The sequence below is a fragment of the Streptomyces spinosisporus genome (genome assembly GCF_022698145.1).
Taxonomy (GTDB): Bacteria; Actinomycetota; Actinomycetes; order Streptomycetales; family Streptomycetaceae; genus Streptomyces; species Streptomyces spinosisporus.
This window is the reverse complement of sequence record NZ_JALDAX010000002.1, coordinates 623,093-646,952: the sequence shown is the minus strand read 5'-3', so window position 1 is coordinate 646,952 and position 23,860 is coordinate 623,093. Positions and strand designations below refer to the sequence as shown.

The 23,860-nt window shown below is 71.0% G+C and carries 17 protein-coding genes; 12 read left to right on the top strand and 5 right to left on the bottom strand.

What is annotated here, in order from left to right; translation table 11 throughout:
- The first annotated feature begins 14 nt into the window (after nt 1-14).
- The 3 genes from MQN93_RS08090 (at nt 15) to groL (ending at nt 3,466) form a co-directional block, all read left to right on the top strand.
- Complete coding sequence (locus MQN93_RS08090) at nt 15-944, top strand: polysaccharide deacetylase family protein (protein WP_242708909.1); 930 nt, start codon at nt 15-17, stop codon at nt 942-944.
- Between the two features lie 457 nt (nt 945-1,401).
- Nucleotides 1,402-1,710, top strand: a complete 309-nt coding sequence (gene groES, locus MQN93_RS08085) for a co-chaperone GroES (RefSeq protein WP_016434667.1) — start codon at nt 1,402-1,404, stop codon at nt 1,708-1,710.
- Between the two features lie 130 nt (nt 1,711-1,840).
- Nucleotides 1,841-3,466 carry a chaperonin GroEL gene (gene groL / locus MQN93_RS08080; RefSeq protein WP_016434668.1) on the top strand — a complete coding sequence of 542 codons (1,626 nt, stop codon included), beginning with the start codon at nt 1,841-1,843 and terminating at the stop codon, nt 3,464-3,466.
- Between the two features lie 107 nt (nt 3,467-3,573).
- Here the strand turns inward: groL and MQN93_RS08075 are convergent, their stop codons facing one another.
- Together MQN93_RS08075 and MQN93_RS08070 are read right to left on the bottom strand one after the other, a co-directional pair.
- Nucleotides 3,574-4,347, bottom strand: coding sequence for an SDR family NAD(P)-dependent oxidoreductase (locus MQN93_RS08075; protein ID WP_016434669.1), 774 nt, complete (start codon nt 4,345-4,347; stop codon nt 3,574-3,576).
- Between the two features lie 76 nt (nt 4,348-4,423).
- Entirely contained in the window at nt 4,424-5,092 is a 669-nt protein-coding gene (locus tag MQN93_RS08070; RefSeq protein WP_242708908.1) for an MOSC domain-containing protein, read from the bottom strand.
- A gap of 81 nt (nt 5,093-5,173) precedes the next feature.
- On the opposite strand from MQN93_RS08070, the gene MQN93_RS08065 reads away from it, so the two are divergent.
- Nucleotides 5,174-6,079 carry a LysR family transcriptional regulator gene (locus MQN93_RS08065; RefSeq protein WP_242708907.1) on the top strand — a complete coding sequence of 302 codons (906 nt, stop codon included), beginning with the start codon at nt 5,174-5,176 and terminating at the stop codon, nt 6,077-6,079.
- A 45-nt stretch (nt 6,080-6,124) separates the two neighbouring features.
- Here the strand turns inward: MQN93_RS08065 and MQN93_RS08060 are convergent, their stop codons facing one another.
- Nucleotides 6,125-6,451, bottom strand: a complete 327-nt coding sequence (locus MQN93_RS08060) for a WhiB family transcriptional regulator (protein WP_016434672.1) — start codon at nt 6,449-6,451, stop codon at nt 6,125-6,127.
- A gap of 379 nt (nt 6,452-6,830) precedes the next feature.
- Between MQN93_RS08060 and MQN93_RS08055 the strand changes: the two genes are divergently transcribed.
- From MQN93_RS08055 to MQN93_RS08040, 4 genes are all read left to right on the top strand, one after another.
- A complete protein-coding gene (locus tag MQN93_RS08055; RefSeq protein WP_003948568.1) occupies nt 6,831-7,442 on the top strand; it encodes a response regulator transcription factor in 612 nt (203 codons plus the stop codon).
- A 264-nt stretch (nt 7,443-7,706) separates the two neighbouring features.
- A complete protein-coding gene (locus MQN93_RS08050; RefSeq protein ID WP_037782247.1) occupies nt 7,707-8,294 on the top strand; it encodes a sigma-70 family RNA polymerase sigma factor in 588 nt (195 codons plus the stop codon).
- A gap of 153 nt (nt 8,295-8,447) precedes the next feature.
- Nucleotides 8,448-9,950, top strand: a complete 1,503-nt coding sequence (guaB, locus tag MQN93_RS08045) for an IMP dehydrogenase (RefSeq protein ID WP_242708906.1) — start codon at nt 8,448-8,450, stop codon at nt 9,948-9,950.
- A 105-nt stretch (nt 9,951-10,055) separates the two neighbouring features.
- Nucleotides 10,056-11,180: a GuaB3 family IMP dehydrogenase-related protein gene (locus MQN93_RS08040; protein WP_016434675.1), complete on the top strand. Its 1,125-nt coding sequence runs from the start codon at nt 10,056-10,058 to the stop codon at nt 11,178-11,180.
- 966 nt (nt 11,181-12,146) lie between these two features.
- Here MQN93_RS08040 and MQN93_RS08035 read toward each other — a convergent pair.
- Nucleotides 12,147-13,355, bottom strand: a complete 1,209-nt coding sequence (locus MQN93_RS08035) for a nucleotide sugar dehydrogenase (protein ID WP_016434676.1) — start codon at nt 13,353-13,355, stop codon at nt 12,147-12,149.
- 271 nt (nt 13,356-13,626) lie between these two features.
- Between MQN93_RS08035 and MQN93_RS08030 the strand changes: the two genes are divergently transcribed.
- A complete protein-coding gene (locus MQN93_RS08030; protein WP_016434677.1) occupies nt 13,627-15,333 on the top strand; it encodes a glycerol-3-phosphate dehydrogenase/oxidase in 1,707 nt (568 codons plus the stop codon).
- Between the two features lie 175 nt (nt 15,334-15,508).
- On the opposite strand, the gene MQN93_RS08025 is transcribed toward MQN93_RS08030, so the two are convergent.
- A complete protein-coding gene (locus MQN93_RS08025) occupies nt 15,509-16,561 on the bottom strand; it encodes a serine hydrolase domain-containing protein (RefSeq protein WP_242708905.1) in 1,053 nt (350 codons plus the stop codon).
- Between the two features lie 171 nt (nt 16,562-16,732).
- Here MQN93_RS08025 and MQN93_RS08020 point away from each other — a divergent pair, with 171 nt between their 5' ends.
- From MQN93_RS08020 to MQN93_RS08010, 3 genes are all read left to right on the top strand, one after another.
- Nucleotides 16,733-18,925: a serine/threonine-protein kinase gene (locus MQN93_RS08020; RefSeq protein ID WP_242708904.1), complete on the top strand. Its 2,193-nt coding sequence runs from the start codon at nt 16,733-16,735 to the stop codon at nt 18,923-18,925.
- A gap of 163 nt (nt 18,926-19,088) precedes the next feature.
- Nucleotides 19,089-22,001, top strand: coding sequence for a serine/threonine kinase C-terminal domain-containing protein (locus MQN93_RS08015; RefSeq protein WP_242708903.1), 2,913 nt, complete (start codon nt 19,089-19,091; stop codon nt 21,999-22,001).
- Between the two features lie 162 nt (nt 22,002-22,163).
- The gene (locus MQN93_RS08010) at nt 22,164-23,828 is read left to right on the top strand and encodes a serine/threonine-protein kinase (RefSeq protein WP_242708902.1); all 1,665 of its coding nucleotides are present in this window, start codon (nt 22,164-22,166) and stop codon (nt 23,826-23,828) included.
- Nucleotides 23,829-23,860: the final 32 nt, after the last annotated feature.

Below are 23,860 nucleotides of genomic sequence, written 5' to 3'. Positions count from 1 at the left end.
CAGGATCCGGCTCCATGCGAGCAGTCGTACAAAATGACAAAAATCGCACCCTTCGTGCGCTGTGGGTCCGCGGCGGGATCGCCGTCCTCGCCGTCGCGGCCGTCGTCTCGGGCTGTGCCTCGCCCGACGGAGCACAGGTGCGCCCGGCCGCCGGTCCCCAGCATCTGCAGGCACCCCCCGCCCGCGCCCTCGACTCGTATGCCGCCAAACTGCGCGCGGCCCACGCCGCCCGGGTCGCCGCGACCCGCCACTGGAAGCTGGCGGCGGTCCCGCTCACGGCCCCGCCGCCGCCCGCGAAGAAGCCGGTGATCAAGGCCCGCAAGGGCTTCGAGGTGGACGACCAGGAGGAGCTGAACCTGCCGCCGGTCTTCACCACCGTCCCCACCAAGGACAAGGTCGTCTTCCTGACCATCGACGACGGCTCCGAGAAGGACCCGGCGTTCCTGCGGATGATGAGCGACCTGAAGATCCCGTACACCGCCTTCCTCACCGACAAGGAGATCAGGGACGACTACGGGTACTTCCGCAGGATGCAGGCCCAGGGGCACACCCTGAACAACCACACCCTCACCCACCCCTATCTGCCCGGCCTGTCCTACCGGGAGCAGAAGCGCGAGATCTGCGGCATGCAGAAGGTCATGAAGAAGCAGTTCGGCAGGGCGCCGACCGTCCTGCGCCCGCCGTTCGGCAACTACAACCGCGACACCCTCGTCGCCGCCAAGTCCTGCGGCATCAAGTACGCGCCGATCTGGGACGAGGAGGTCTACGTCGACCACTGGGAGTACCGCGAGGACGACCGGGACCTGCACCCCGGCGACATCGTGCTCACCCACTTCCGCGGCCGCGACGAGTGGAAGGGCACGATGGTCGACGACATGCGCCGCTTCCTGAACAGGGTCACGGCCGAGGGCTACGCGGTGGCCCGCCTGGAGGACTACCTGTGAGGCCGAGGACGCTCGCGGCCGGTGGGCTGGCACTCGCCCTGCTCACCGGCTGCGCCCAGTCCGTCGACCCCATCGAACGGCTGAGCACGAAGGCGGCCCACCGGGTGGGCCGCACGGACCCGCCGCCACGACCCGGTGCCTGCCCCACGCCGCCCGGCGCACCGAGTTCCACGGCCGATGCTCCGACCCCCGCTTCACCGACGGCCCACCCCTGTTCCGCCCGCCCATCGGCACCTGCGACACCACCACCCTGCGCCCGCTGCTGACCCCGCCACCGGACGCGATTAGCAGTCCGCTTGACCGAGTGCTAATCGCGGTCATAGTCTCGGGTCTGGCACTCCCCCCTGGAGAGTGCCAACAACGCGACGGGCAGGTCCGGCACCCGCGACGACGGATCGACCTGGTCGCCACCTCAGACAGTTAACCCCGTGAGATCTCCGAAGGGGGAGGTCGGATCGTGACGACCGCCAGCTCCAAGGTTGCCATCAAGCCGCTCGAGGACCGCATCGTGGTCCAGCCGCTGGACGCCGAGCAGACCACGGCCTCTGGCCTGGTCATTCCGGACACCGCCAAGGAGAAGCCCCAGGAGGGCGTCGTCCTGGCCGTGGGCCCGGGCCGCTTCGAGAACGGCGAGCGTCTGCCGCTCGACGTCAAGACCGGCGACATCGTGCTGTACAGCAAGTACGGCGGCACCGAGGTGAAGTACAACGGCGAGGAGTACCTCGTCCTCTCGGCTCGCGACGTGCTCGCGATCGTCGAGAAGTAATTCACCCGCTTCTTCGAAAAAGAAGCACACATTGCTTTGAGCTGCGCCCCTGGCCCCCGCGACCATCAATCAACCGGGCGCCCGGGGCGCAGCTTCTTTCATCCAAGATTTCGAGAGGGCTCACGCTGTCATGGCGAAGATCCTGAAGTTCGACGAGGACGCCCGTCGCGCCCTCGAGCGCGGCGTCAACAAGCTTGCCGACACGGTCAAGGTGACGATCGGCCCCAAGGGCCGCAACGTCGTGATCGACAAGAAGTTCGGCGCGCCCACCATCACCAACGACGGCGTCACCATCGCCCGTGAGGTCGAGGTCGAGGACCCGTACGAGAACCTCGGCGCCCAGCTGGTGAAGGAGGTGGCGACCAAGACCAACGACATCGCGGGTGACGGCACCACCACCGCCACCGTGCTCGCCCAGGCGCTGGTGCGCGAGGGCCTGCGCAACGTCGCCGCGGGTGCCTCCCCGGCGCTGCTGAAGAAGGGCATCGACGCGGCCGTGGCCGCCGTCTCCGAGGACCTCCTCGCCAGCGCCCGGCCGATCGACGAGAAGTCCGACATCGCCGCCGTGGCCGCGCTGTCCGCCCAGGACCAGCAGGTCGGCGAGCTCATCGCCGAGGCGATGGACAAGGTCGGCAAGGACGGTGTCATCACCGTCGAGGAGTCCAACACCTTCGGTCTGGAGCTGGACTTCACCGAGGGCATGGCCTTCGACAAGGGCTACCTGTCGCCGTACTTCGTGACGGACCAGGAGCGCATGGAGGCCGTCCTCGAGGACCCGTACATCCTCATCAACCAGGGCAAGATCGGCTCCATCGCCGACCTGCTGCCGCTGCTGGAGAAGGTCATCCAGGCCGGCTCCTCCAAGCCGCTGCTGATCATCGCCGAGGACGTCGAGGGCGAGGCCCTGTCGACCCTGGTCGTCAACAAGATCCGCGGCACCTTCAACGCGGTCGCGGTGAAGGCCCCCGGCTTCGGTGACCGCCGCAAGGCGATGCTGCAGGACATGGCGACCCTCACCGGCGCCACGGTCATCTCCGAGGAGGTCGGCCTCAAGCTCGACCAGGTCGGCCTGGACGTGCTGGGCACCGCCCGCCGCATCACGGTCACCAAGGACGACACGACCATCGTGGACGGCGCGGGCAACTCCGCCGACGTCCAGGGCCGTATCGCCCAGATCAAGGCCGAGATCGAGAACACCGACTCCGACTGGGACCGCGAGAAGCTCCAGGAGCGCCTCGCGAAGCTGGCCGGCGGCGTGTGCGTGATCAAGGTCGGCGCCGCCACCGAGGTGGAGCTGAAGGAGAAGAAGCACCGTCTGGAGGACGCCATCTCCGCGACCCGCGCCGCGGTCGAGGAGGGCATCGTCTCCGGTGGTGGCTCCGCTCTGGTCCACGCGGTGAAGGTGCTCAAGGACAACCTCGGCAAGTCCGGCGACGAGGCCACGGGTGTCGCGGTCGTCCGCCGCGCCGCCGTCGAGCCGCTGCGCTGGATCGCCGAGAACGCCGGCCTGGAGGGCTACGTCATCACCTCCAAGGTCGCCGAGCTCGACAAGGGCCAGGGCTTCAACGCCGCCACCGGCGAGTACGGCGACCTGGTCAAGGCCGGCGTCATCGACCCGGTCAAGGTCACCCGCTCCGCCCTGGAGAACGCCGCCTCCATCGCCTCCCTCCTGCTCACGACCGAGACCCTGGTCGTCGAGAAGAAGGAAGAGGAGGAGCCGGCCGCCGCGGCCGCCGGTCACGGCCACGCCCACTGAGGCATCCGCCGTCGCGCAAAGCTGCGAAAGCCCCCGTTCCCTTTCCGGGAGCGGGGGCTTTCCCGTGCGTGGGCCGGCCGCAGCCGCCCGGCCGTCTGCCCGATCGTCTACTGCGGCCCGTACTTGCGGCCCGTCCTGGACGTGATCCCACCCAGCAGCCCCCGGGGCGTCACCTTCACCAGTCCCATCAGCGCCTTGTAGCGCGGGTCCGGGATCGACAGCGACTTCCCCCGCGCCAGATCGTGCAGCGCCGCCGCCACCAGCTTGTCCGCGTCCAGCCACATCCAGCCGGGAATGTTGTCCGTCCCCATCCCGGCCCGCTGATGGAACTCCGTGCGTACGAACCCCGGGCACAGCGCCATCAACCGCACGCCGCTGCCCGCCAGATCGCGCGCCACACCCTGCGTGAACTGCACGACCCACGCCTTGGAGGCGCCGTAGGTGCCGCGCGGCACGAAGGCGGCCACGGACGCGACGTTGACGACCCCGCCGCGGCCCCGCTCGCGCATCGCCCCGGTCGCCGCCGCGGTGAGCCGGAGCACGGCCTCGCAGTGGACCTTGAGCATGGTCAGCTCGTCGGCCATCGGTACGTCGAGAAAGCGGCCCTTGTTGCCGAAGCCGGCGTTGTTGATCAGCAGATCGACGGGGTTCTTCCGGTCGGCGAGACGGCTCTCCACGGTGTCGAGGCCGTCGTCCGTGGCGAGGTCGGCCGTGAGGACCTCCGCCTCGATGGCGTGCCGGTCGTGCAGTTCGGTCGCCTGCTCCTGCAGCCGCTTGGTGTCGCGGGCGACGAGCACCAGGTTGTGCCCGTCACCGGCCAGCCGACGTGCGAACGCGGCGCCGATGCCCGCGGTCGATCCCGTAATCAGAGCCGTTGTCATGGCCCAAGGGTAGTTACCGGAACCGACGGCCCCCGCCGCCCGGCCCGGGGTCCGGAGTCATGTTTCTGATGGAGCGTCAGCTCCCGTACCGGGCCACGTACTTGCGTGCGGTCTCCATGGCCTCCGGGTGCAGCGCGGGTCCGGCGGCGAGCAGCCGCGGCAGCAGCTCCCGCTCCGTGGTGACCGCGCGGAACTGCAGCGCGGCCGTCACACCGTGGTCCGGCCGGTGCACGATCTCGACCGGATCACCGGCCTGGATCTCACCGGCTTCGATCACCCGGAGATAGGCGCCCGTCACGCCCTTTCGGGTGAATCTCCTGACCCAGCCGCGCTCGCCCATGTGGCCCTGGAACGTGCGGCACGGTATCCGCCCCGAGGTCACCTCCAGGACGACCTGCGAGCCGATCCGCCAGCGCTCGCCGATCAGCGCCCCGGACACCTCCAGGCCGTCGGTGGTGAGGTTCTCGCCGAAGAAGCCGTTGGGCAGGTGCCGGTCCAGCTCGCGCGCCCAGTCGTCGAGGTCCTCGCGCGCGTACGCGTACACGGCCTGTTCGTCCCCGCCGTGATGGCGTGTGTCGCACACCGCGTCGCCGGAGACCCCGCTCGCTCCGACACCCTTGGGGCCCGGCGCCGTGATCCGCACCGGCCCGTCGACCGGCCGCTTGCCGATGCCGGTCAGACCCTGCGGCTGGTCCGTGTACGGCACGGATTCGGGGCGGCCGACGTTCACAGACAGAAGCTTCATGAGCGGCACGGTAGGCGACGGGACACCAAAGCGTCGACGCATTATCGGGCGCCGTACCAAAGGATCTCTTATCCTTGACCTGTGATCGAAGCCCGTCATCTGCGTGTCCTGCGCGCCGTCGCCTCCACCGGTTCCTTCTCGGCGGCCGGGCGCGAACTCGGCTGCACCCAGCCCGCCGTGAGCCAGCAGATGAAGGCTCTGGAGTCGTCCGTGGGCACCCCGCTGCTGGTGCGCAGCGGACGCGAGATGCGGCTGACGCAGGCCGGTGAGGCACTCGTCCGGCACGCGGGCGGCATCCTCGCCGGGCTCACCGCCGCCGAGGAGGAGGTCGCGGCCATCGCGGGCCTGCGCGCGGGACGCGTCCGGCTCGTCTCCTTCCCCAGCGGCAGCTCCACCCTGGTCCCCGCAGCTCTCGCCGCCCTGCGCGCCGCGCACCCCGGCACCCGCGTCTCGCTGGAGGAGGCCGAACCCCCCGCCTCCGTCGAGATGCTGCGCGAGGGCGACTGCGACGTGGCACTGGCCTTCCGCTACGAGGGCGCGGCGGGCGCCAGGGAATGGGACGACCTCGTCGTACGGCCGCTGCTGAGCGACGGCCTCGTCGCGCTCGTACCCGAGCGGCACCGACTCGCGGCGGCCGGATCGGTCGCCATCGCGGATCTCGCGCGCGAGCCGTGGATCGCCGGATGCCCGCGCTGCCGCGGGCAGTTGGTCGAGGTGTGCGAGAGCGCCGGCTTCACGCCGCGCATCGACTTCGCCACCGACGACTATCCGGCGGTCGTCGGCCTGGTCGGCGCGGGCCTCGGCGTCGCCGTGCTGCCCCAGCTCGCCATCGAGTCCGTACGGCCGCGGCACGCGCGCGTGCTGACGCTGCGGCCTGCCATGCGGCGGGAGATCGTGGCGCTGACGCTGCCCGATCTGGCCCAGGTGCCCGCCATCGCGGCCACCTTGGAGCAGCTCGGCCGCGCGGCCGCCCGCCAGCAAAAATGATGGGCACGTCGGGCGCGCCCATCACCAAGTAGAAGAAACGTTCCTTCAGTTGTTCGAAGCGACGTCACCGGCGGCCGTGGCCACCACGAGCCGGTTCCGTGCGCGTCCCATGAGTTCTTCGCGCTCGTCCTCGGTCAGGCCGCCCCACACGCCGTACGGCTCTCTCACCGCCAGCGCGTGCGCCGCGCACTGCGCGCGCACGGGGCACCTCATGCAGACCTCTTTGGCCGAGTTCTCGCGAGCACTCCGGGCCGCACCGCGCTCACCCTCCGGATGAAAGAAGAGTGAGCTGTCCACCCCGCGGCAGGCGGCCAGAAGCTGCCAGTCCCACAGGTCCGCGTTCGGTCCGGGAAGGCGGGAGAAATCTGCCATTGCGTGACCCCTTGCAGCCGTTCTGAGCGGATACGGTGCCAACGACCGTACATCTACGATCTAAGGAGATGAAAATATGACTCATTGCGAATCTAGTCTCAGACACCAGTAGATGGGAAGAAAAGAGGTCTAAATGGGGCATGGGTTGTGATGAAACATTGAGGGTCGGCCCCGCATGTCTCCACCGTGTCTGCACCCTCACGTAGAGTGCCGAAGATGGCACACGGCCCCGTAACTCTTTCGGGTGACCGTCGTTGAGAGGGCGGAGGCGGTTGAAACAACAAGTGCTCGGGCAGGCGTCCGAGACGGTCGACCGCACAGGTGACGATTTCGTACCAGCCTGGAGGCTCAAGGTGACGTGCATCAGCGGAGGGCGGCCATGACTTCCGTCCTCGTCTGCGACGACTCCCCGCTTGCCCGAGAGGCGCTCCGCCGCGCGGTCGCGACCGTGCCCGGCGTCGAGCGCGTGACGACCGCGGCCAACGGCGAGGAAGTCCTCCGCCGCTGGGGCGCCGACCGCTCGGACCTCATTCTGATGGACGTACGCATGCCCGGGCTCGGCGGCGTCGAGACCGTCCGCCGGCTGCTGTCCGCCGACCCCGGCGCACGCATCATCATGCTCACCGTCGCCGAGGACCTGGACGGCGTGGCCCTCGCGGTCGCCGCAGGTGCCCGCGGCTATCTGCACAAGGACGCCTCGCGCGCGGAGTTGCGCGCGACGGTCACCCAGGCGCTCGCCGACCCGACCTGGCGCCTCGCCCCGCGCCGGCTGCGCTCCGCCGAGATGGGCGCCGCGCCCACGCTCACCGCGCGTGAGATCCAGGTGCTCGAAGGCATGAGCCACGGCCGCTCCAACGCCGAGATCGGCCGCGAGCTGTTCCTCTCCGAGGACACCGTCAAGACGCACGCACGACGCCTGTTCAAGAAGCTCGGCGCCTCCGACCGGGCACACGCGGTGGCGCTCGGTTTCCGCTGGGGCCTGGTCCGTTAGGGCCTTGGGTGGGTCACAGCGGGGGTCCGGAAAGTCCCCGCCTACCGCACGGTGGGCGGGGTGGCAACACGGCCCGCCGGGTGCCCGCTGCTCGTTTCGCCGCGGATGCCGCATCCTTGAGGTGTGGAGTCTCTCGGGGACGAGTCGGTCGAGCGGAAGAGGAGGGCGCAAGGGATGAGTTCCGGCGCACCTGCTCATAACGCTTCGGTGCACAACATCGGACGGGGTGCCACGGACCGCGCGGCCGCAAGGCACCATGGACCGATGCGCGAGGACGAGGCGGCCGGTGCCGCAGGGGCGATCGGAGCGCTCGTCCATCGCGCCGTCGACGGCGACGAGCAGGCGACGCACGACCTGCTCGCCCACGTCCACCCCCTGGCCCTGCGCTACTGCCGCACCCGTCTGTCCCGTCTGCCGGGCGACGCCCGGCACTTCGTGGAGGACCTCGCGCAGGAGGTCTGCGTCGCCGTCCTCCTCGCGCTGCCGCGCTACAGGGACACCGGCCGCCCCTTCGAGGCGTTCGTCTTCGCCATCGCCGCGCACAAGGTCGCGGACCTGCAGCGGGCGGCGATGCGCCACCCGGGGTCGACGGCGGTGCCCTCGGACGAGATGCCCGAGCGGCCCGACGACTCCCTGGGCCCCGAGGAGCGCGCGCTGCTCAGCAGCGACGCCGAATGGGCCAAGAAACTCCTGGCCAACCTCCCCGAGAACCAGCGGGAACTGCTGCTGCTGCGCATCGCGGTGGGCCTCACCGCCGAGGAGACGGGCCAGATGTTGGGAATGTCACCCGGGGCGGTGCGCGTCGCACAGCACCGGGCGCTGAGCCGGCTCAGGGCGCTCGCGGAGCAGTGACCGCCGTGCCACGGCGCCTTGTTTGAACAGGCGCCTCGACAATTCCGTACGAACATACGAAGCCCGGCCCTCCACGTGACTGTGGAATTTGAGAGGCGCGCTTCCCGTTAGCATGGACATCCGCACCGATCAAGGCCATTTGGGGAAGGTGTCATGACTGCGAACGTCGACGGAGTGCCCGGAAAATTCGCGACACTCGGGCTGACCTACGACGACGTGCTGCTGCTGCCGGGCGCATCCGAGGTGCTGCCCAACGCGGTCGACACCTCGTCCCGCATCTCCCGCAATGTCCGGGTCAACATCCCGCTGCTCTCCGCGGCGATGGACAAGGTGACCGAGTCCCGGATGGCGATCGCGATGGCCCGCCTCGGCGGCGTCGGCGTGCTGCACCGCAACCTCTCCGTCGAGGACCAGGTCAACCAGGTCGACCTGGTCAAGCGGTCCGAGTCCGGCATGGTCACCGACCCCATCACGGTGCACCCCGAGGCGACGCTCGCGGAGGCGGACGCCCTGTGCGCCAAGTTCCGCATCAGCGGCGTCCCCGTGACCGACCCGGCGGGCAAGCTGCTCGGCATCGTCACCAACCGCGACATGGCCTTCGAGACCGACCGCAGCCGCCAGGTGCGCGACATCATGACGCCGATGCCGCTGGTCACCGGCAAGGTCGGCATCTCCGGCGTCGACGCCATCCAGCTGCTGCGCAAGCACAAGATCGAGAAGCTTCCGCTGGTCGACGACGCGGGCATCCTCAAGGGCCTGATCACCGTCAAGGACTTCGTCAAGGCGGAGAAGTACCCGAACGCCGCCAAGGACGCCGAGGGCCGGCTGCTCGTCGGTGCCGCGGTGGGCGCGAGCCCCGAGGCGCTGGAGCGCGCCCAGGCGCTCGCCGCCGCAGGCGTGGACTTCCTGGTCGTCGACACCTCGCACGGCCACAACAGCAACGCCCTGAGCTGGATGTCGAAGATCAAGTCGGGTGTGTCCGTCGACGTGATCGGCGGCAACGTCGCCACGCGTGACGGCGCGCAGGCCCTGATCGACGCCGGTGTCGACGGCATCAAGGTGGGCGTGGGCCCGGGCTCGATCTGCACCACGCGCGTGGTGGCCGGTATCGGCGTCCCGCAGGTCACCGCGATCTACGAGGCCTCCCTGGCCGCGCGCCCCGCGGGCATCCCGCTGATCGGCGACGGCGGACTGCAGTACTCGGGCGACATCGGCAAGGCGCTGGCCGCCGGCGCCGACACGGTCATGCTGGGCAGTCTGCTCGCGGGCTGCGAGGAGTCGCCCGGGGAGCTGCTCTTCATCAACGGCAAGCAGTTCAAGTCGTACCGCGGCATGGGTTCGCTCGGCGCCATGCAGTCGCGCGGCCAGGCGAAGTCGTACTCCAAGGACCGCTACTTCCAGGCCGAGGTCGCCACCGACGACAAGCTCGTGCCCGAGGGCGTCGAGGGCCAGGTGCCCTACCGCGGCCCGCTGGCCAACGTGCTGCACCAGCTCGTCGGCGGCCTGCGCCAGACCATGGGGTACGTGGGCGCGGCCACCATCGAGGAGATGGAGTCCAAGGGCCGCTTCGTGCGCATCACGTCGGCGGGCCTGAAGGAGAGCCACCCGCACGACATCCAGATGACGGTCGAGGCGCCGAACTACAGCAGGCAGTAGCAGGAAGGCCTTCAAGGGCGGCCCCGGAAGCAGCCGGGGCCGCCCTTGTCGTACCCGTCGGCGATACTGGTAGGCGCTGCAACGCATCAGGGAAAGGCCACAGACGTGACTGAGATCGAGATCGGGCGCGGCAAGCGCGGCCGCCGGGCGTACGCCTTCGACGACATCGCCGTCGTCCCCAGCCGCCGTACGCGAGACCCGAAGGAGGTCTCGATCGCCTGGCAGATCGACGCCTACCGCTTCGAGCTGCCGTTCCTGGCCGCCCCCATGGACTCGGTCGTCTCCCCGGCCACCGCGATCCGCATCGGCGAGCTCGGCGGCCTCGGCGTGCTCAACCTCGAGGGCCTGTGGACGCGGTACGAGGACCCGCAGCCGCTGCTCGACGAGATCGCCGCGCTGCCCGCAGAGTCCGCGAACCGGCGCCTGCAGGAGATCTACGCGGCTCCCATCAAGGAGGAGCTGATCGGCCGGCGCATCAAGGAGGTGCGCGACTCCGGCGTGGTCACGGCGGCCGCGCTCTCCCCGCAGCGCACGGCGCAGTTCTCCAAGGCGGTCGTGGACGCTGGCGTGGACATCTTCGTCATCCGCGGCACGACGGTCTCCGCGGAGCACGTCTCCGGCTCGCACGAGCCGCTCAACCTCAAGCAGTTCATCTACGAACTCGACGTCCCGGTGATCGTCGGCGGCTGCGCCACGTACACCGCGGCTCTGCACCTGATGCGCACGGGCGCGGCGGGCGTGCTCGTCGGCTTCGGCGGCGGCGCCGCCCACACCACGCGCAACGTCCTCGGCATCCAGGTCCCGATGGCGACGGCGGTCGCGGACGTGGCCGCGGCCCGCCGGGACTACATGGACGAGTCCGGCGGCCGGTATGTGCATGTGATCGCCGACGGCGGTGTGGGCTGGTCCGGCGACCTGCCGAAGGCGATCGCCTGCGGCGCGGACGCCGTGATGATGGGCTCGCCCCTGGCCCGCGCGACGGACGCGCCCGGGCGCGGCCACCACTGGGGCATGGAGGCCGTCAACGAGGAGCTGCCGCGCGGCAAGAAGGTCGACCTGGGCACGGTCGGCACCATCGAGGAGGTCCTCACCGGCCCCTCGCACATCCCCGACGGCTCCATGAACTTCTTCGGCGCCCTGCGCCGCGCGATGGCCACGACCGGCTACAGCGAGCTGAAGGAGTTCCAGCGGGTCGAGGTGACGGTGGCGGACTCGCAGCACAAGCGGTAGGGCGTACGGCGTGAAGGGGGCCGGTTACCTGGTGGGGTGACCGGTCCCTTTCGTGTGCCCGGGGCGTGTGCGGGGCGCGTGGGGCGGTACGGGGGCGTGCAGTTGCGTTCACGGCGAATATCGGCTGGTCAGCCGGGGCGTGGGCGATAACGTCCGTGCCGGCGCCCCAGGTTGCTGGAGCGCCCCCTTCCAAGGACTTGTTCCGGACCCCGCTCCTCGGGGCCCGGCCCGATTCCGACGGACCGTCCACCGGGCACTGGGCGGCCTCGTGGAAGGGGGCGCCTATGGGACGTCACCGCAAGCCCACTCGCTGGGATCGGATCCGTCTTCGGATGGTGAAGTGCCGGAGGAGGTGGATCTTGCGGATTTTCGGATGGTGAGCGGCCGCCCCCACACAACCTAGGGGCGGACACTCCGTGCACCATCCTGGAGCCTGCCGCAGTCCCACCTGCGGTGGGCTCCACCTTCTTTGTGGGCCGGTGAGTGGCCGTCCCCACAGCAACTAGGGGCGGACACTCGGTGCACCATCCTGGAGCCTGCCGCAGTGCCCTCTGCGGTGGGCTCCATCTTCTTTGTGGGCCGGTGGGCGGCCGCCCCCACACGACCTAGGGGCGGACACTCCGTGCACCATCCTGGAGCCTGCCGCAGCGCCACCTGCAGTGGGCTCCACCTTTTTGTGGGCCGGTGAGTGGCCGTCCCCATAGACAGTACGTCCCCATAGACAGTAGGGGCGGACACCCGTGAACCGGTCAGGAATCCATCGCAGTTCCCGCTGCGGTGGGTTCCACCCTTTGTGTGGGTTGGTGAGCGGCCGCCCCCACAGCAACTAGGGGCGGACACTCCGTGCACCATCCTGGAGCCTGCCGCAGTGACCCCTGCGGTGGGCTCCACCTGTGTTTGTAAGGTACCCGCGGGCCGTTACGCATGCCACCGGCGTCCGGGGCTTGTCCGTCCGCGCGCCCCTCTTCACAACCGATGCGCCGCCCCTGTGGGTGCGGCGCCGCGGGTGTCCAGCAGGAGTTGGGCCTTCACCGACAGGCCCTGCAGGTCGTAGGTGCGGTGCTGCTGGAGCAGGATCGTCAGGTCGGCGTCGGCTGCGGCCTCGTAGAGGGAGTCGGCGCGCGGGACCGGGCGGTCGAGGACGTTCCAGGACGGGACGTGCGGGTCGTGGTAGCTGACGGAGGCGCCGAGTTCCATCAGACGGACGGCGATCTCCCGGGCGGGCGTGCCCTGTTGGTCGGCGAGGTCGGGCTTGTACGTGACGCCAAGGAGGAGGACACGGGCCCCCCGCGCCGACTTGCCGTGCTCGTTGAGAAGGGTGGCCGCGCGCCGGACGACGTAACGGGGCATCTGGCTGTTGACCTGCTGGGCCAGTTCGACCATGCGCAGGGTGCGCCCGGCGTGCCCGGTCAGGTCCTGGGGGACGCCGTGGCCGCCGACGCCGGGCCCGGGGCGGAAGGCCTCGAAGCCGAACGGCTTGGTCTCGGCGCACCGGATGACGTCCCACAGGTCGACGCCCAGATCGTGGCAGAGGACGGCCATCTCGTTGACGAGCGCGATGTTGACGTGCCGGAAGTTGGTCTCCAGCAGCTGCACGGTCTCCGCCTCGCGCAGTCCACGCGCGCGTACCACCTTGTCGGTCAGGCGCCCGTAGAACGCGGCGGCCGACTCGGTGCAGGCGGAGGTGAGGCCGCCGATCACCTTGGGGGTGTTGGCCGGGGTGAAGACACGGTTGCCCGGGTCCACGCGGCTGGGGGAGTACGCGAGGTGGAAGTCGCGTCCCGCGCGCAGACCGGAGCCCTCTTCGAGGAGGGGGCGAAGAAATTCCTCCGTGGTGCCCGGCGCAACGGGCGACTCCAGGATGACCGTGGTGTGCGGGCGCAGATGCGCGGCCAGGGTCCGGGCGGCCGCCGCCACCTGGGAGAGGTCGAGACCGCCGTCCGCGCCGCGGTGGGTCGGCGCGCAGATGACGGCGGTGCGGACCCGGCCGAGATCGGCGGGGGTGGTGGCGTGCCGGAAGCCCCCCGAGAGCATCCGGCGCAGTTCGGCGGGGCTGAGAGGGCCGGGCTCGGGACCGGTCCGGTAGCCGAGCGTGGAGATGCCGGCAGCGACGGCTGCCTGGGCGAGGGGCAGGCCGAACGGGCCGAGTCCGATGACGGCGAGATCTGCGGGCATTCGTGGGCCGTCCTTCCCAGTAGCCGAAGCGGGACAGGTGCGCAAGCCCTGTGGACAGGACAGGTGAAGCGCAATGTCACACTAGGAGTAAATATGACCGTTCTGCGGTATTGGGCAGCCGTGTTTTCCGTCGGTCCCGGGAATGTTGTCCACAGGCTGGGGGTGAGTGGTGGCTGAAGTCGGGCAACCCGGTCAGAATCTGGGCATGGGGAATGGGAGACGGGCTTCGCCCGACGGGTGCGGCCGGCGCTATCGATAGCGGGAGGCAGCGGTGAGGACAGCGACACTGGGGCCGGCGCAGCGCGCCGAGGCACTGGCGGGAATGGCCGAGCGCGAGCTGGACGTGCTGGTCGTGGGCGGCGGAGTGGTCGGCGCGGGCACCGCCCTCGACGCCGTGACGCGCGGGTTGTCCACCGGCCTGGTCGAAGCACGCGACTGGGCCTCGGGCACCTCCAGCAGGTCCAGCAAGCTGGTCCACGGCGGACTGCGCTATCTGGAGATGCTCGACTTCGCGCTCGTCAGGGAGGCACTGAAGGAGCGCGGCCTGCTGCTGGAGCGGCTCGCCCCGCACCTCGTGAAACCGGTGCCGTTCCTGTACCCCCTGCAGCACCAGGGCTGGGAGCGGCTGTACGCGGGATCGGGCGTCGCGCTCTACGACGCCATGTCGATGGCCCGCGGACACGGCCGCGGCCTGCCGATGCACCGTCACCTGACCCGCCGCCATGCCCTGCGCGTGGCACCGGCCTTGAGGAAGGACGCTCTGGTCGGGGCCCTGCAGTACTACGACGCGCAGATGGACGACGCCCGCTATGTGGCCACGCTGGTGCGCACAGCGGCGTCGTACGGCGCGAAGGCCGCCAACCGCGCCCGCGTGACGGGCTTCCTGCGCGAGGGCGAGCGGGTCGTCGGCGCCCGCGTGCAGGACGTCGAGGCGGGCGGGGAGTACGAGATCCACGCCAAGCAGGTCGTCAACGCGACGGGCGTGTGGACCGACGACACCCAGGCCATGGTGGGAGAGCGCGGACAGTTCCATGTGCGGGCGTCCAAGGGCATCCACCTGGTCGTGCCGAAGGACCGCATCAACTCCTCGTCCGGGCTGATCCTGCGCACGGAGAAGTCCGTGCTGTTCGTCATCCCCTGGGGCCGGCACTGGATCGTCGGCACCACCGACACCGACTGGGACCTCGACAAAGCGCACCCCGCGGCGTCCAGCGCGGACATCGACTATCTGCTGGAGCATGTGAACTCCGTGCTCGCGGTGCCCCTGACGCGGGACGACGTCCAGGGTGTGTACGCAGGGCTGCGCCCGCTGCTGGCCGGCGAGTCGGACGCCACCAGCAAGCTCTCGCGGGAGCACACCGTGGCGCATCCGGCGCCCGGTCTGGTCGTCGTCGCGGGCGGCAAGTACACGACGTACCGCGTGATGGCCAAGGACGCGGTGGACGAGGCGGTGCACGGTCTCGACATGCGGGTCGCCGAGTGCGTCACCGAGGACGTGCCGCTGCTGGGGGCGGAGGGCTATCGCGCGCTGTGGAACGCGCGGGCACGGATCGCGGAGCGCACCGGCCTGCACGTGGTGCGCGTCGAGCATCTGCTGAATCGGTACGGCGCGATGGCGGAGGAGGTGCTCGACCTGGTGGCGGCCGACCAGTCCCTCGGCGAGCCCCTGCAGGCCGCCGACGACTATCTGCGCGCCGAGGTGGTCTACGCCGCCTCGCACGAGGGCGCCCGGCACCTGGACGACGTGCTGACCCGGCGCACCCGCATCTCCATCGAGACCTTCGATCGCGGCACGCGCAGCGCCCGGGAGGCGGCCGAGCTGATGGCGCCGGTGCTCGGCTGGGACAAGGACCAGATCGAGCGCGAGGTCGAGCACTACGAGAAGCGGGTGGAGGCCGAGCGGGAGTCGCAGCGGCAGCCCGACGACCTGACGGCGGACGCGGCGCGGCTGGGGGCGCCGGACATCGTGCCGCTGTAGGAAGCCCGGGTGCGCGGTATCCGGGGCCGGTCTCCGGATCGCCGGATCGCCGGATCACCGGCACGCATGCACGCCGGATCGCCGGCTGACGGCTCCCGGCTGACGGCGGACGACTGACGGCACTTCACTCGAACGAGCGTCGTGAACCGGGATCTTCGTTCGGAACCGGGTCGTTCTACTGGATGCGAGGGCAGAACTCGGCGTCGAGCAGCCGTGGTTCGAGGCGGAGATCTGCGATCGCGTCCGTGTTCACCCGGAAGGTGAGGACACGTTGGCCGTCCGCGGTGGCTGCGGTGCGCACGTAGCTGCCGGTGATGCGCCCGTTGTGTCCCCACACCGTGACGCCGCACGGCAGCGTCACGGGAAACAGGCCCATGCCGTACGAGCCGTGTGCGGTGCGGGTGTCGAGCATCTCGTGCAGCCAGCGCGGGGGCAGCAGTTCGCCGTCGAGCAGGGCCGCGTAGAAGCGGTCCAGGTCGGCGAGCGTGGTCACCAGCTCACCCGCGGCACCGGCCACCCGCGGGTCGAGCCTGGTGACGTCGGTCCCGTCGGCGCTGTAGGCGCGGCCGTGCGGGGAGGGCAGAGCGGTGCGGGAGCCGGGGAAGGAGGTGCCCGTCAGACCCAGCGGAGCGATGATGCGGCGCTCGGCCTCGGTGGCGTAGGAGTGCCCGGTGACCTGCTTCACGACCAGGCCGAGCAGGACGTAGTTGGTGTTCGAGTAGGAGAAGCGGCCGCGGAGGGCCGGGGGGTGGGTGAGTGCGATGTGCACGGCCTGAAGGGGGGTGAGAGGGACGACGCCCTTGGTGTCCGCGGTGAAGTCGTACAGACCGCTGGTGTGGGTGAGCAGCGAGCGCAGGGTCAGCGCGCGGCCGTCGTTGCCCGCGCCGCGCACCAGGCCGGGCAGGTGCTGCTCGACGGTGTCGGACAGGGACAGCCTTTGCTGCGCGGCGAGTTGAAGGATGACCGTGGCGACGAAGGTCTTGGTGATGCTGCCGGCGCGGAAGTGGTCGGCGCGGGCGATTCCATGTCCGGCTCGGGCGTAGTGGGCGCCGGACCGTCCGCTCGCCAGGAGGGCCGCGGCGGGGGCTCCGCCCTGGGTGACCAGCAGCGGGAGGATCGCGTCCGTCGCCGGTTCGGTGACCGTCCGGTGCGCCGGGGAGGTGGTCGGGGCCAGGGCGAGCAGCGCCAGGGACACAGGTACGGCGAGTAGTGTCCGAAGCGGTGGCATCGCGGATCCTTCCTTGTCACGGCCCATCATGCAGGGCGGCGGAACGTTCGGTTCAGGGGGCCCTCGGGGGCGCAAATACCCCGTACGGCACCAGGCGCACCCTGGGCGTCGGGCACTTGTCGGGTGAGAGACAATGGAGGCTCTGTCAGGGCGGGTTGTATGAGGGGACGCATGTCGGAGGCGGAGCGGGCGGGGACATCTCGTCAGGACACTCGTCAGGACAACCGGGAGCGTCTACTCGCCGGGCGGTACCGGCTGGGGAAGGTGCTCGGCCGTGGCGGCATGGGCACGGTGTGGCGGGCTGAGGACGAGACCCTGGGCCGGACGGTCGCGGTCAAGGAACTGCGGTTCCCGTCGAACATCGACGAGGACGAGAAGCGCCGGCTGATCACACGGACGCTGCGTGAGGCCAAGGCGATCGCGCGGATCCGCAACAACAGCGCGGTGACGGTCTTCGACGTGGTCGAGGAGGACGACCGGCCGTGGATCGTGATGGAGCTCGTCGAGGGCAAGTCGCTCGCCGAGGTCATCCGGGAGGACGGTCTGCTGGAGCCCAAGCGGGCCGCCGAGGTCGGTCTCGCGGTCCTCGACGTGCTGCGCTCGGCGCATCGCGAGGGCATCCTGCACCGTGATGTGAAGCCCTCCAACGTCCTGCTGGAGTCGGAGACCGATCGGGTCGTGCTGACCGACTTCGGTATCGCCCAGGTCGAGGGCGACCCGTCCATCACCTCGACCGGCATGCTCGTCGGCGCGCCCTCCTACATCTCGCCCGAGCGCGCCCGCGGGCACAAGCCGGGCCCGGCGGCCGACCTGTGGTCGCTCGGCGGGCTGTTGTACGCGGCGGTCGAGGGCGTCCCGCCGTACGACAAGGGCTCCGCCATAGCGACGCTGACGGCGGTGATGACGGAGCCACTGGAGGAGCCGAAGAACGCGGGGCCGCTGAAGGACGTCATCTACGGCCTGCTGACCAAGGATCCGGCCAACCGGCTGGACGACGCGGGTGCGCGGGCCATGCTCAACGCGGTGATCCACGCGCCCGAGCCGAAGGCGGCCGAGCCGGAGCCGCCGCTCGACGCGACCAGGGTCGTGCCGCTGCCGGGGCAGTCCGACGGGCCTGTGGGCAGGCGGAGTTCGGGCGGTTCCGGCGGCAAGCGGGGCGAGGAGGCGGCGGAGAAGCTGCGCGGGGCGCTGCGTTCCGTGCGCAAGGCCGCCGCGGCGGCGGGAGCGGCGGCCGGTTCGGCGGCTGCGACGCGCGGCAAGTCCCTTGGTGCCGGGGCGGGTTCGGGGGGTGACGGCGCCAAGTCCGCCGGGACATCGAGTTCTGCCGGGGCTTCGGGTGCGGTCGGGTCCAAGGCGTCCTCGGCTTCAGCGGCTCCTACGGCGCCGATGCCGCCGGTGCCTTCGTCGGCTCCGGGGTCTTCCTCCAGGACTCCGTCGGTGCCGGCGCAGTCCGCCAAGGGAGCGGTGGCCAAGGGTGCTACGGCCGCGACCGGGACCTCCGCCGCCTCCACCACGTCCGCAGGGGCGGGTGCCAACGCGCAGGCCGGTGGGCGGAGTTCGGGGTGGCCGGTCGTGCCGCCGCCGGATCTGCCGCCGCGGCCCGTGCCCAGGGCGCCGCTCACCGATGTGGTGCCGAGGCGGACGCTGGTGATCATCGCGGTGGTGGTCGTGCTCGCCGTGATCGGGACCGTGCTGGCGTTCACGCTCGGCGGCGGGGACGACGAGGGCTCCGACGGCGCTAAGGGCGGCGGCGGGAAGGTGGAGGCGAGCGCGTCCGCCAGTGCCGACACCAAGCAGGACACGAGCGGCGGGACCCGCGAGGACGGGAACGCCTCGCAGTCCGACGCGGCCTCGACGGCGAACAGCACACCCAGCAACGGCCCGACGGCGACCGGCGGGAGCGGGGCGGGCGACCCGACCGGCGGCGGCAGCGCCGTGGAGTCGAAGCACAAGGGGAGCCAGGGCTACTCGATCGGGTTGCCCAAGGGGTGGAAGTACCAGTCCACGGGCGCCGCGGGAGACCGGTTCACCGGACCCGACGGGCAGAAGCTGCTGATCGCCTGGACGTCCACGCCCAAGGGCGACCCGGTGGCCGACTGGAAGAACCAGGAGCGCTACATGGTGCGCTCGCAGTACCAGAAGATCCGAATAGAGAAGGTGGACTACCGCGGCTGGAACACGGCCGACTGGGAATTCACCTACACCGAGGGCGGGACGAAGTACCGGACGATAGACCGGGGATTCGTCGTCAACGACCATCTCGGATATGCACTGATGTACACGGCGAAAGCCGCGAACTGGGACAGTGATCTCCGTAAGGACACCTGGAAGACGCTCGCGAAGACGTTCGAGCCCAAGTCGTGATGTGACTGGTCCCGGGTTTCGGCCGTGAGATCCGGCATCCCGCTTTGCGGGTTGCCTCCGGCACGTATCGTGAGTGCTTGCGGACCGTACGCATCCGGGTATGTGTTCGGAACGGAGCACGGGGCGAGCGGAATTGACCAACCGGGCGGCCGGGGGAGGCAACGTGGACGACTATGCGGGCCGGGTACTTGCCGACCGCTACCGCCTGCCGTTGCCGCCCGCCGACGAGTACGAACTGACCGACACCCGGGCCTTCGACACCTACAGCGGACAGGAAGTCCTGGTCAGGCAGGTGCCGTTGCCGGAGGTCGTCGAGGCCGAGGTGCTCGACGCGGAGGGGCTGCCCGACGGTTTCACCGCCCGTGACCGGGGTGTCCGGTCCGCCGCGCGCACCGGCACACGACGGCCCACCGACCCGGCCGTACGGCGCGCGGTGGAGGCCGCGCAGGCCGCGGCGCGCATCCCCGACCATCCGCGGCTCGACCAGGTCTTCGACGTGTTCGCCGAGGGCGGTTCGCTGTGGATCGTGAGCGAGCTGGTGGAGGCGCGGCCGCTGGCGGCGCTGCTCGCCGAGAAGCCGCTGACGCCGTACCGCGCCGCCGAGGTGGCCTCCGACGTCCTCATGGCCCTGCGGGTGCTGCACGCCCACGGCTGGGTGCACCGCAACATCACGGCCCGTACGGTGCTCGTCTGCGACGACGGACGGGTGATGCTGACCGGGCTCGCGGTCGGCGCGGCGGAGGAGGCGCTGTGCGGCTACGACCCGGTGCCGGCTCCGGAGAGTGACGACGGCGGCGGTTTCGGAGCGCTGGACGCCTCGCCAGGCGCCCCGGGGGCGCCCGGCGGGCTGCCGGCTCAGGGCGCCCATGCTCAGCAGGGTGCTCAGGCCGCTCACGGTTCTCAGGGCGCTCACGGTGCTCAGAGCGGTCTCGTCGGGGTCGACGCCGATCCCGAGGCCGCCCGGCGGGCCGCCATCGGGGCGCGGGCCGCCGGAGGTCTGCCGCCCGCCGGGACGGACACGGCGCACGGCGCGGGAGCGACAAGTGCCTTCGCGCCCAAGGCACTCGAAAGCGGCGGGGACATCAGGGCCGCGCGGGCGGGCGCGATCGCGGCGTACCGGGCGGGCGCCCGGGCCGCGGCCAGGGTGCAGGAGGCACAGCAGAACGGGCGGGCGGCACTGCCCGGTGCGCTTCCCGGTGCCCGTTCCGCACCCGAGGGCGGTCCCGCCGCGCAGTCCAACGGCTCGGCGCAGACGCAGACTTCGGACGAGAGTACGCAGCACACCTCCACGCCTCCCGGCCAGATAGCCGACCCGTACGGCGTGAACGCCACCTCCTGGCACGGCGCCGCACCCCGGGCCGGAGCCGGCGGGCCCGCGACGCCCGGGGTCAACGGAGCGTCCGGCCTCGCGAGCGGCCAGAGCGGCCAGGCCGGCCAAGGCGGCCAGGGCGGGCGCACGGCGCTGCCTCCGGGCGGCACGCGCACCGGCAATGGCACCGGTGCGCACACGGCACCGCCCGGCACCACCCCCACTTCCGGCACCACACCCGGCACGACCTCCGGCGCCCCCTCGGCGCCCGGCGCCCCGGCCCCCGGCCTGAACACCGCACCCCCCGCGGGAGTTCCGGCACCCGCCCCCGGCAACCCCGCCCTGCCCGGTCCCGGGCCCGGTCCCGGGCCCGGTTCCGCCCCCGCGCCCCTGCCGCCCGGCGCGACGCCGCCCAGTCGCTGGGACGACCTCGTCGCCGGATCGGCCGGAGCTCCTGGCACCGCCGGCGCTCCCGGCCTCCCCGCCAGGGGCCCCGCCACGCCGCTCGCCGCCGAGCGGGCCCGGCAGGCCCGGATGGCCGTCGTGGGACCCGTGACGGAGCGCTGGGCGCCGGAGCAGGCCGGACCGGTGCACGAGAACTGGCAGTTGGCGCCGCCGATCGGACCGGCGACCGACCTGTGGGCGCTCGGCGCACTGCTCTTCAGGGCCGTACAGGGACATGCGCCCTATCCCGAGGAGTCGACGGCCGAGCTGGTGCAGATGGTGTGCGCCGAGCCGCCCGCCTTCGCCGAGGAGTGCGGGCCGCTGCGGCCGGTCGTGGAGTCCCTGCTGCGTCAGGACCCCACCGAGCGGCTGGATTTCGAGGAGCTGCGCGGCTGGCTGCGCTCGCTCGTGCGGTCCGCGCCCGAGCCCGACGCCGGTGCGCATGTCATAGCGGCACCGCCCGCCGACACCAGCCGGCTGCCGGTCGTACGGCGGCGGGGCGAGCTGGTGCGCAGGCGCCGCGCCGGACTGCCCGCGGCCAACCCGCACGGACGGCACAAGCGGGCCAAGAAGGATGTGAGGTCACCGCGCAGACTCGGCCGCACCCTGCTTCTGCTGGTGCTGCTCCTGCTGGCCGCGGCGATCGCGTACGCGATGCTCTTCATGCCGAAGGCGGGTGAGGACGGCGCGGCGGGCAGCGACCGTACGGGCAGCGCGGGCGAGGCCGGGCCGGTCCCCTCGCCGTCGCACCCGGACGCGAGCAGCGAGCCGCGCCCCGACCAGACCTCGCCGAAGTCCGAGAACGAGAAGAGCCCCAGCCCCTCCAAGTCGGCCGGAGCGACGCAGAGTCAGACCACCGGACCCGGTGTCGCCGACGGCTTCACCCTGCGCAAGGACCCGGAGGGCTTCAAGATCGCCGTGGCCAAGGGCTGGTCGCGTGCGGACAAGAACACGTGGAACCAAGTGGTCTACTCGCACGGCGACTTCGAGCTCTTCGTCGTGAAGGGACGGGACGGCGCGGTCACCTACGGCAGCGACCCGATGGCGTACCAGCGGGACACGGAGCACGAGTTGCAGCCGTACCGCAGTTCCAGCTGGGCCACCGCGACCGGGCTGCGCACCGTCACCGTGGGCACGCGGACCATGGCCGAGGGGCAGTTCACCTGGACCGACGGCGGCGGACGCGACCTTTACGTGCGCAATGTGGCGATGCTCATCGACGGGCGGTACCACATCGTGCAGGTGCGCGGGCCGGAGTCGCAGCGGGACGAGGTGACGAAGTTCTACGAGCAGGCGTCCACGACGTATCAGGTGACCGACTGAAGCGGTGTGTGACGGCTCGGTGAAGGGCGCGGACGGTTGCGCCATACGCAAAGAAGCGACAACCGTCACAGTGCGGTCTCCATGGGACCCCGCTGGTTCCCTGTTCGCGGGCGGGTCCTTAGTCTGACCCTGTCAAGAGCATTGCGGGGCAACGTGAATCAGATGCAGGGCCAGCTTGTCGCGGGCCGCTACCGGCTCGCCGACTCGATCGGCAGCGGCGGCATGGGCCGCGTGTGGCGGGCACACGACGAGGTGTTGCACCGGGCCGTCGCGATCAAGGAGTTGACCGCCGCGCTCTATGTGTCCGAGAGCGACCAGGAGCGGTTGCTCGCGCGCACGCGGGCGGAGGCGCGCGCCGCCGCGCGCATCAACCACTCCGCGGTCGTCACCGTCCATGACGTGCTGGAGCACGACGGCCGTCCGTGGATCGTGATGGAGCTGGTCGAGGGGCACTCACTGGCCGACGCGGTCAAGGAGCGCGGGCGGGTCGAGACGGCCGAGGCCGCGCGCATCGGACTGTGGGTGCTGCGGGCGCTGCGCGCCGCGCACTCCGCCGGCGTACTGCATCGCGACGTGAAGCCCGGCAATGTGCTCATCGGCCACGACGGGCGCGTGCTGCTCACCGACTTCGGCATCGCCCAGATCGAGGGCGACACGACGATCACCCGCACCGGCGAGGTCGTCGGCTCGGTCGACTATCTCGCCCCCGAGCGGGTCCGCGGCCACGACCCGGGTCCCGCCTCCGACCTGTGGGCGCTCGGCGCCACGCTCTACACCGCGGTGGAGGGCAGGTCGCCGTTCCGCCGCACCTCGCCGCTGTCGACGATGCAGGCGGTCGTCGAGGAGGACGCGGCCGAGCCGCGGTACGCGGGGCCGCTCGGACCCGTCATGGCCGCGCTGCTGCACAAGGACCCCGCGGCACGGCCGAGCGCGGCCGACACCGAGCAGATGCTCGCCGAGGTGGCGGAGGGGCGGCGCTCGAACGCCGCGCAGGCGTATGTGCCCACGCAACATGTGGTCGCCTCGTACGAGACCGCCGTCAACACCGGGCCGCAGCACGGCTCCTCGACGCCGTATCCATCGGTGACGGCGCCCACGCCGGTCGGACCGGCAGGACCGGTCGGACTGCCCACGAGCCCCACCGGCCCCACCGGCCCCGTGCCCGTGCCCGCGCCGAAGCGCCGACGGCTGCGCGCCGTCGCGCTCACCCTCGTCCTCGCCGCGATCGTCGGGGCGGGCGGCGCGGTGGCGTGGAAGCAGTACGACGAGGGGCGGCAGGGTGGCGACCCCTCGGCCTCGCAGAGTCCGGCTCCGTCGGGCAGTTCCACCCCCGGCCCCACGGGCGGAGTCCCCGCCTCCTGGCAGCGCTACGACGACCCCTGGGGCTTCAGCGTCTGGCTGCCCAAGGGGTGGAAGCGGTCGGTCGTCGGTGTCCCCGACGACCTCCGGCAGGTCGACTACTCGCCCGACAACGGCAAGCACTTCCTGCGTATCTCGATCGACATCTCGTCGGACTTCAACGACGCCCGGGCGCATCAACTCGACCTGGAACAGCAGCTTCAGCGGTTGGTGGACTACCAGCGCCTCCAGTTGGAGAAGAACCTCTACCGCGACCGTGACGGCTCCGTGTGGGAGTACACCTGGACGGCGCTGGCCAAGGATCCGCCCTACGTCCCCGGGCCGCGGCACGCCATCGAGGAGACCTACTTCTCCCGCGAGGGCACGGAGTACGCGCTCTACATGTCGTCGCCGGCCAATGACTGGGCGAAGGCGAGCAAGCAGTTCAAGGCCGTACTTCGAGGCTGGCAGGAAAAGACCTCCCAGTAGCCGGAGTTGGCCGATCAGCGCCCCGGAGGCGG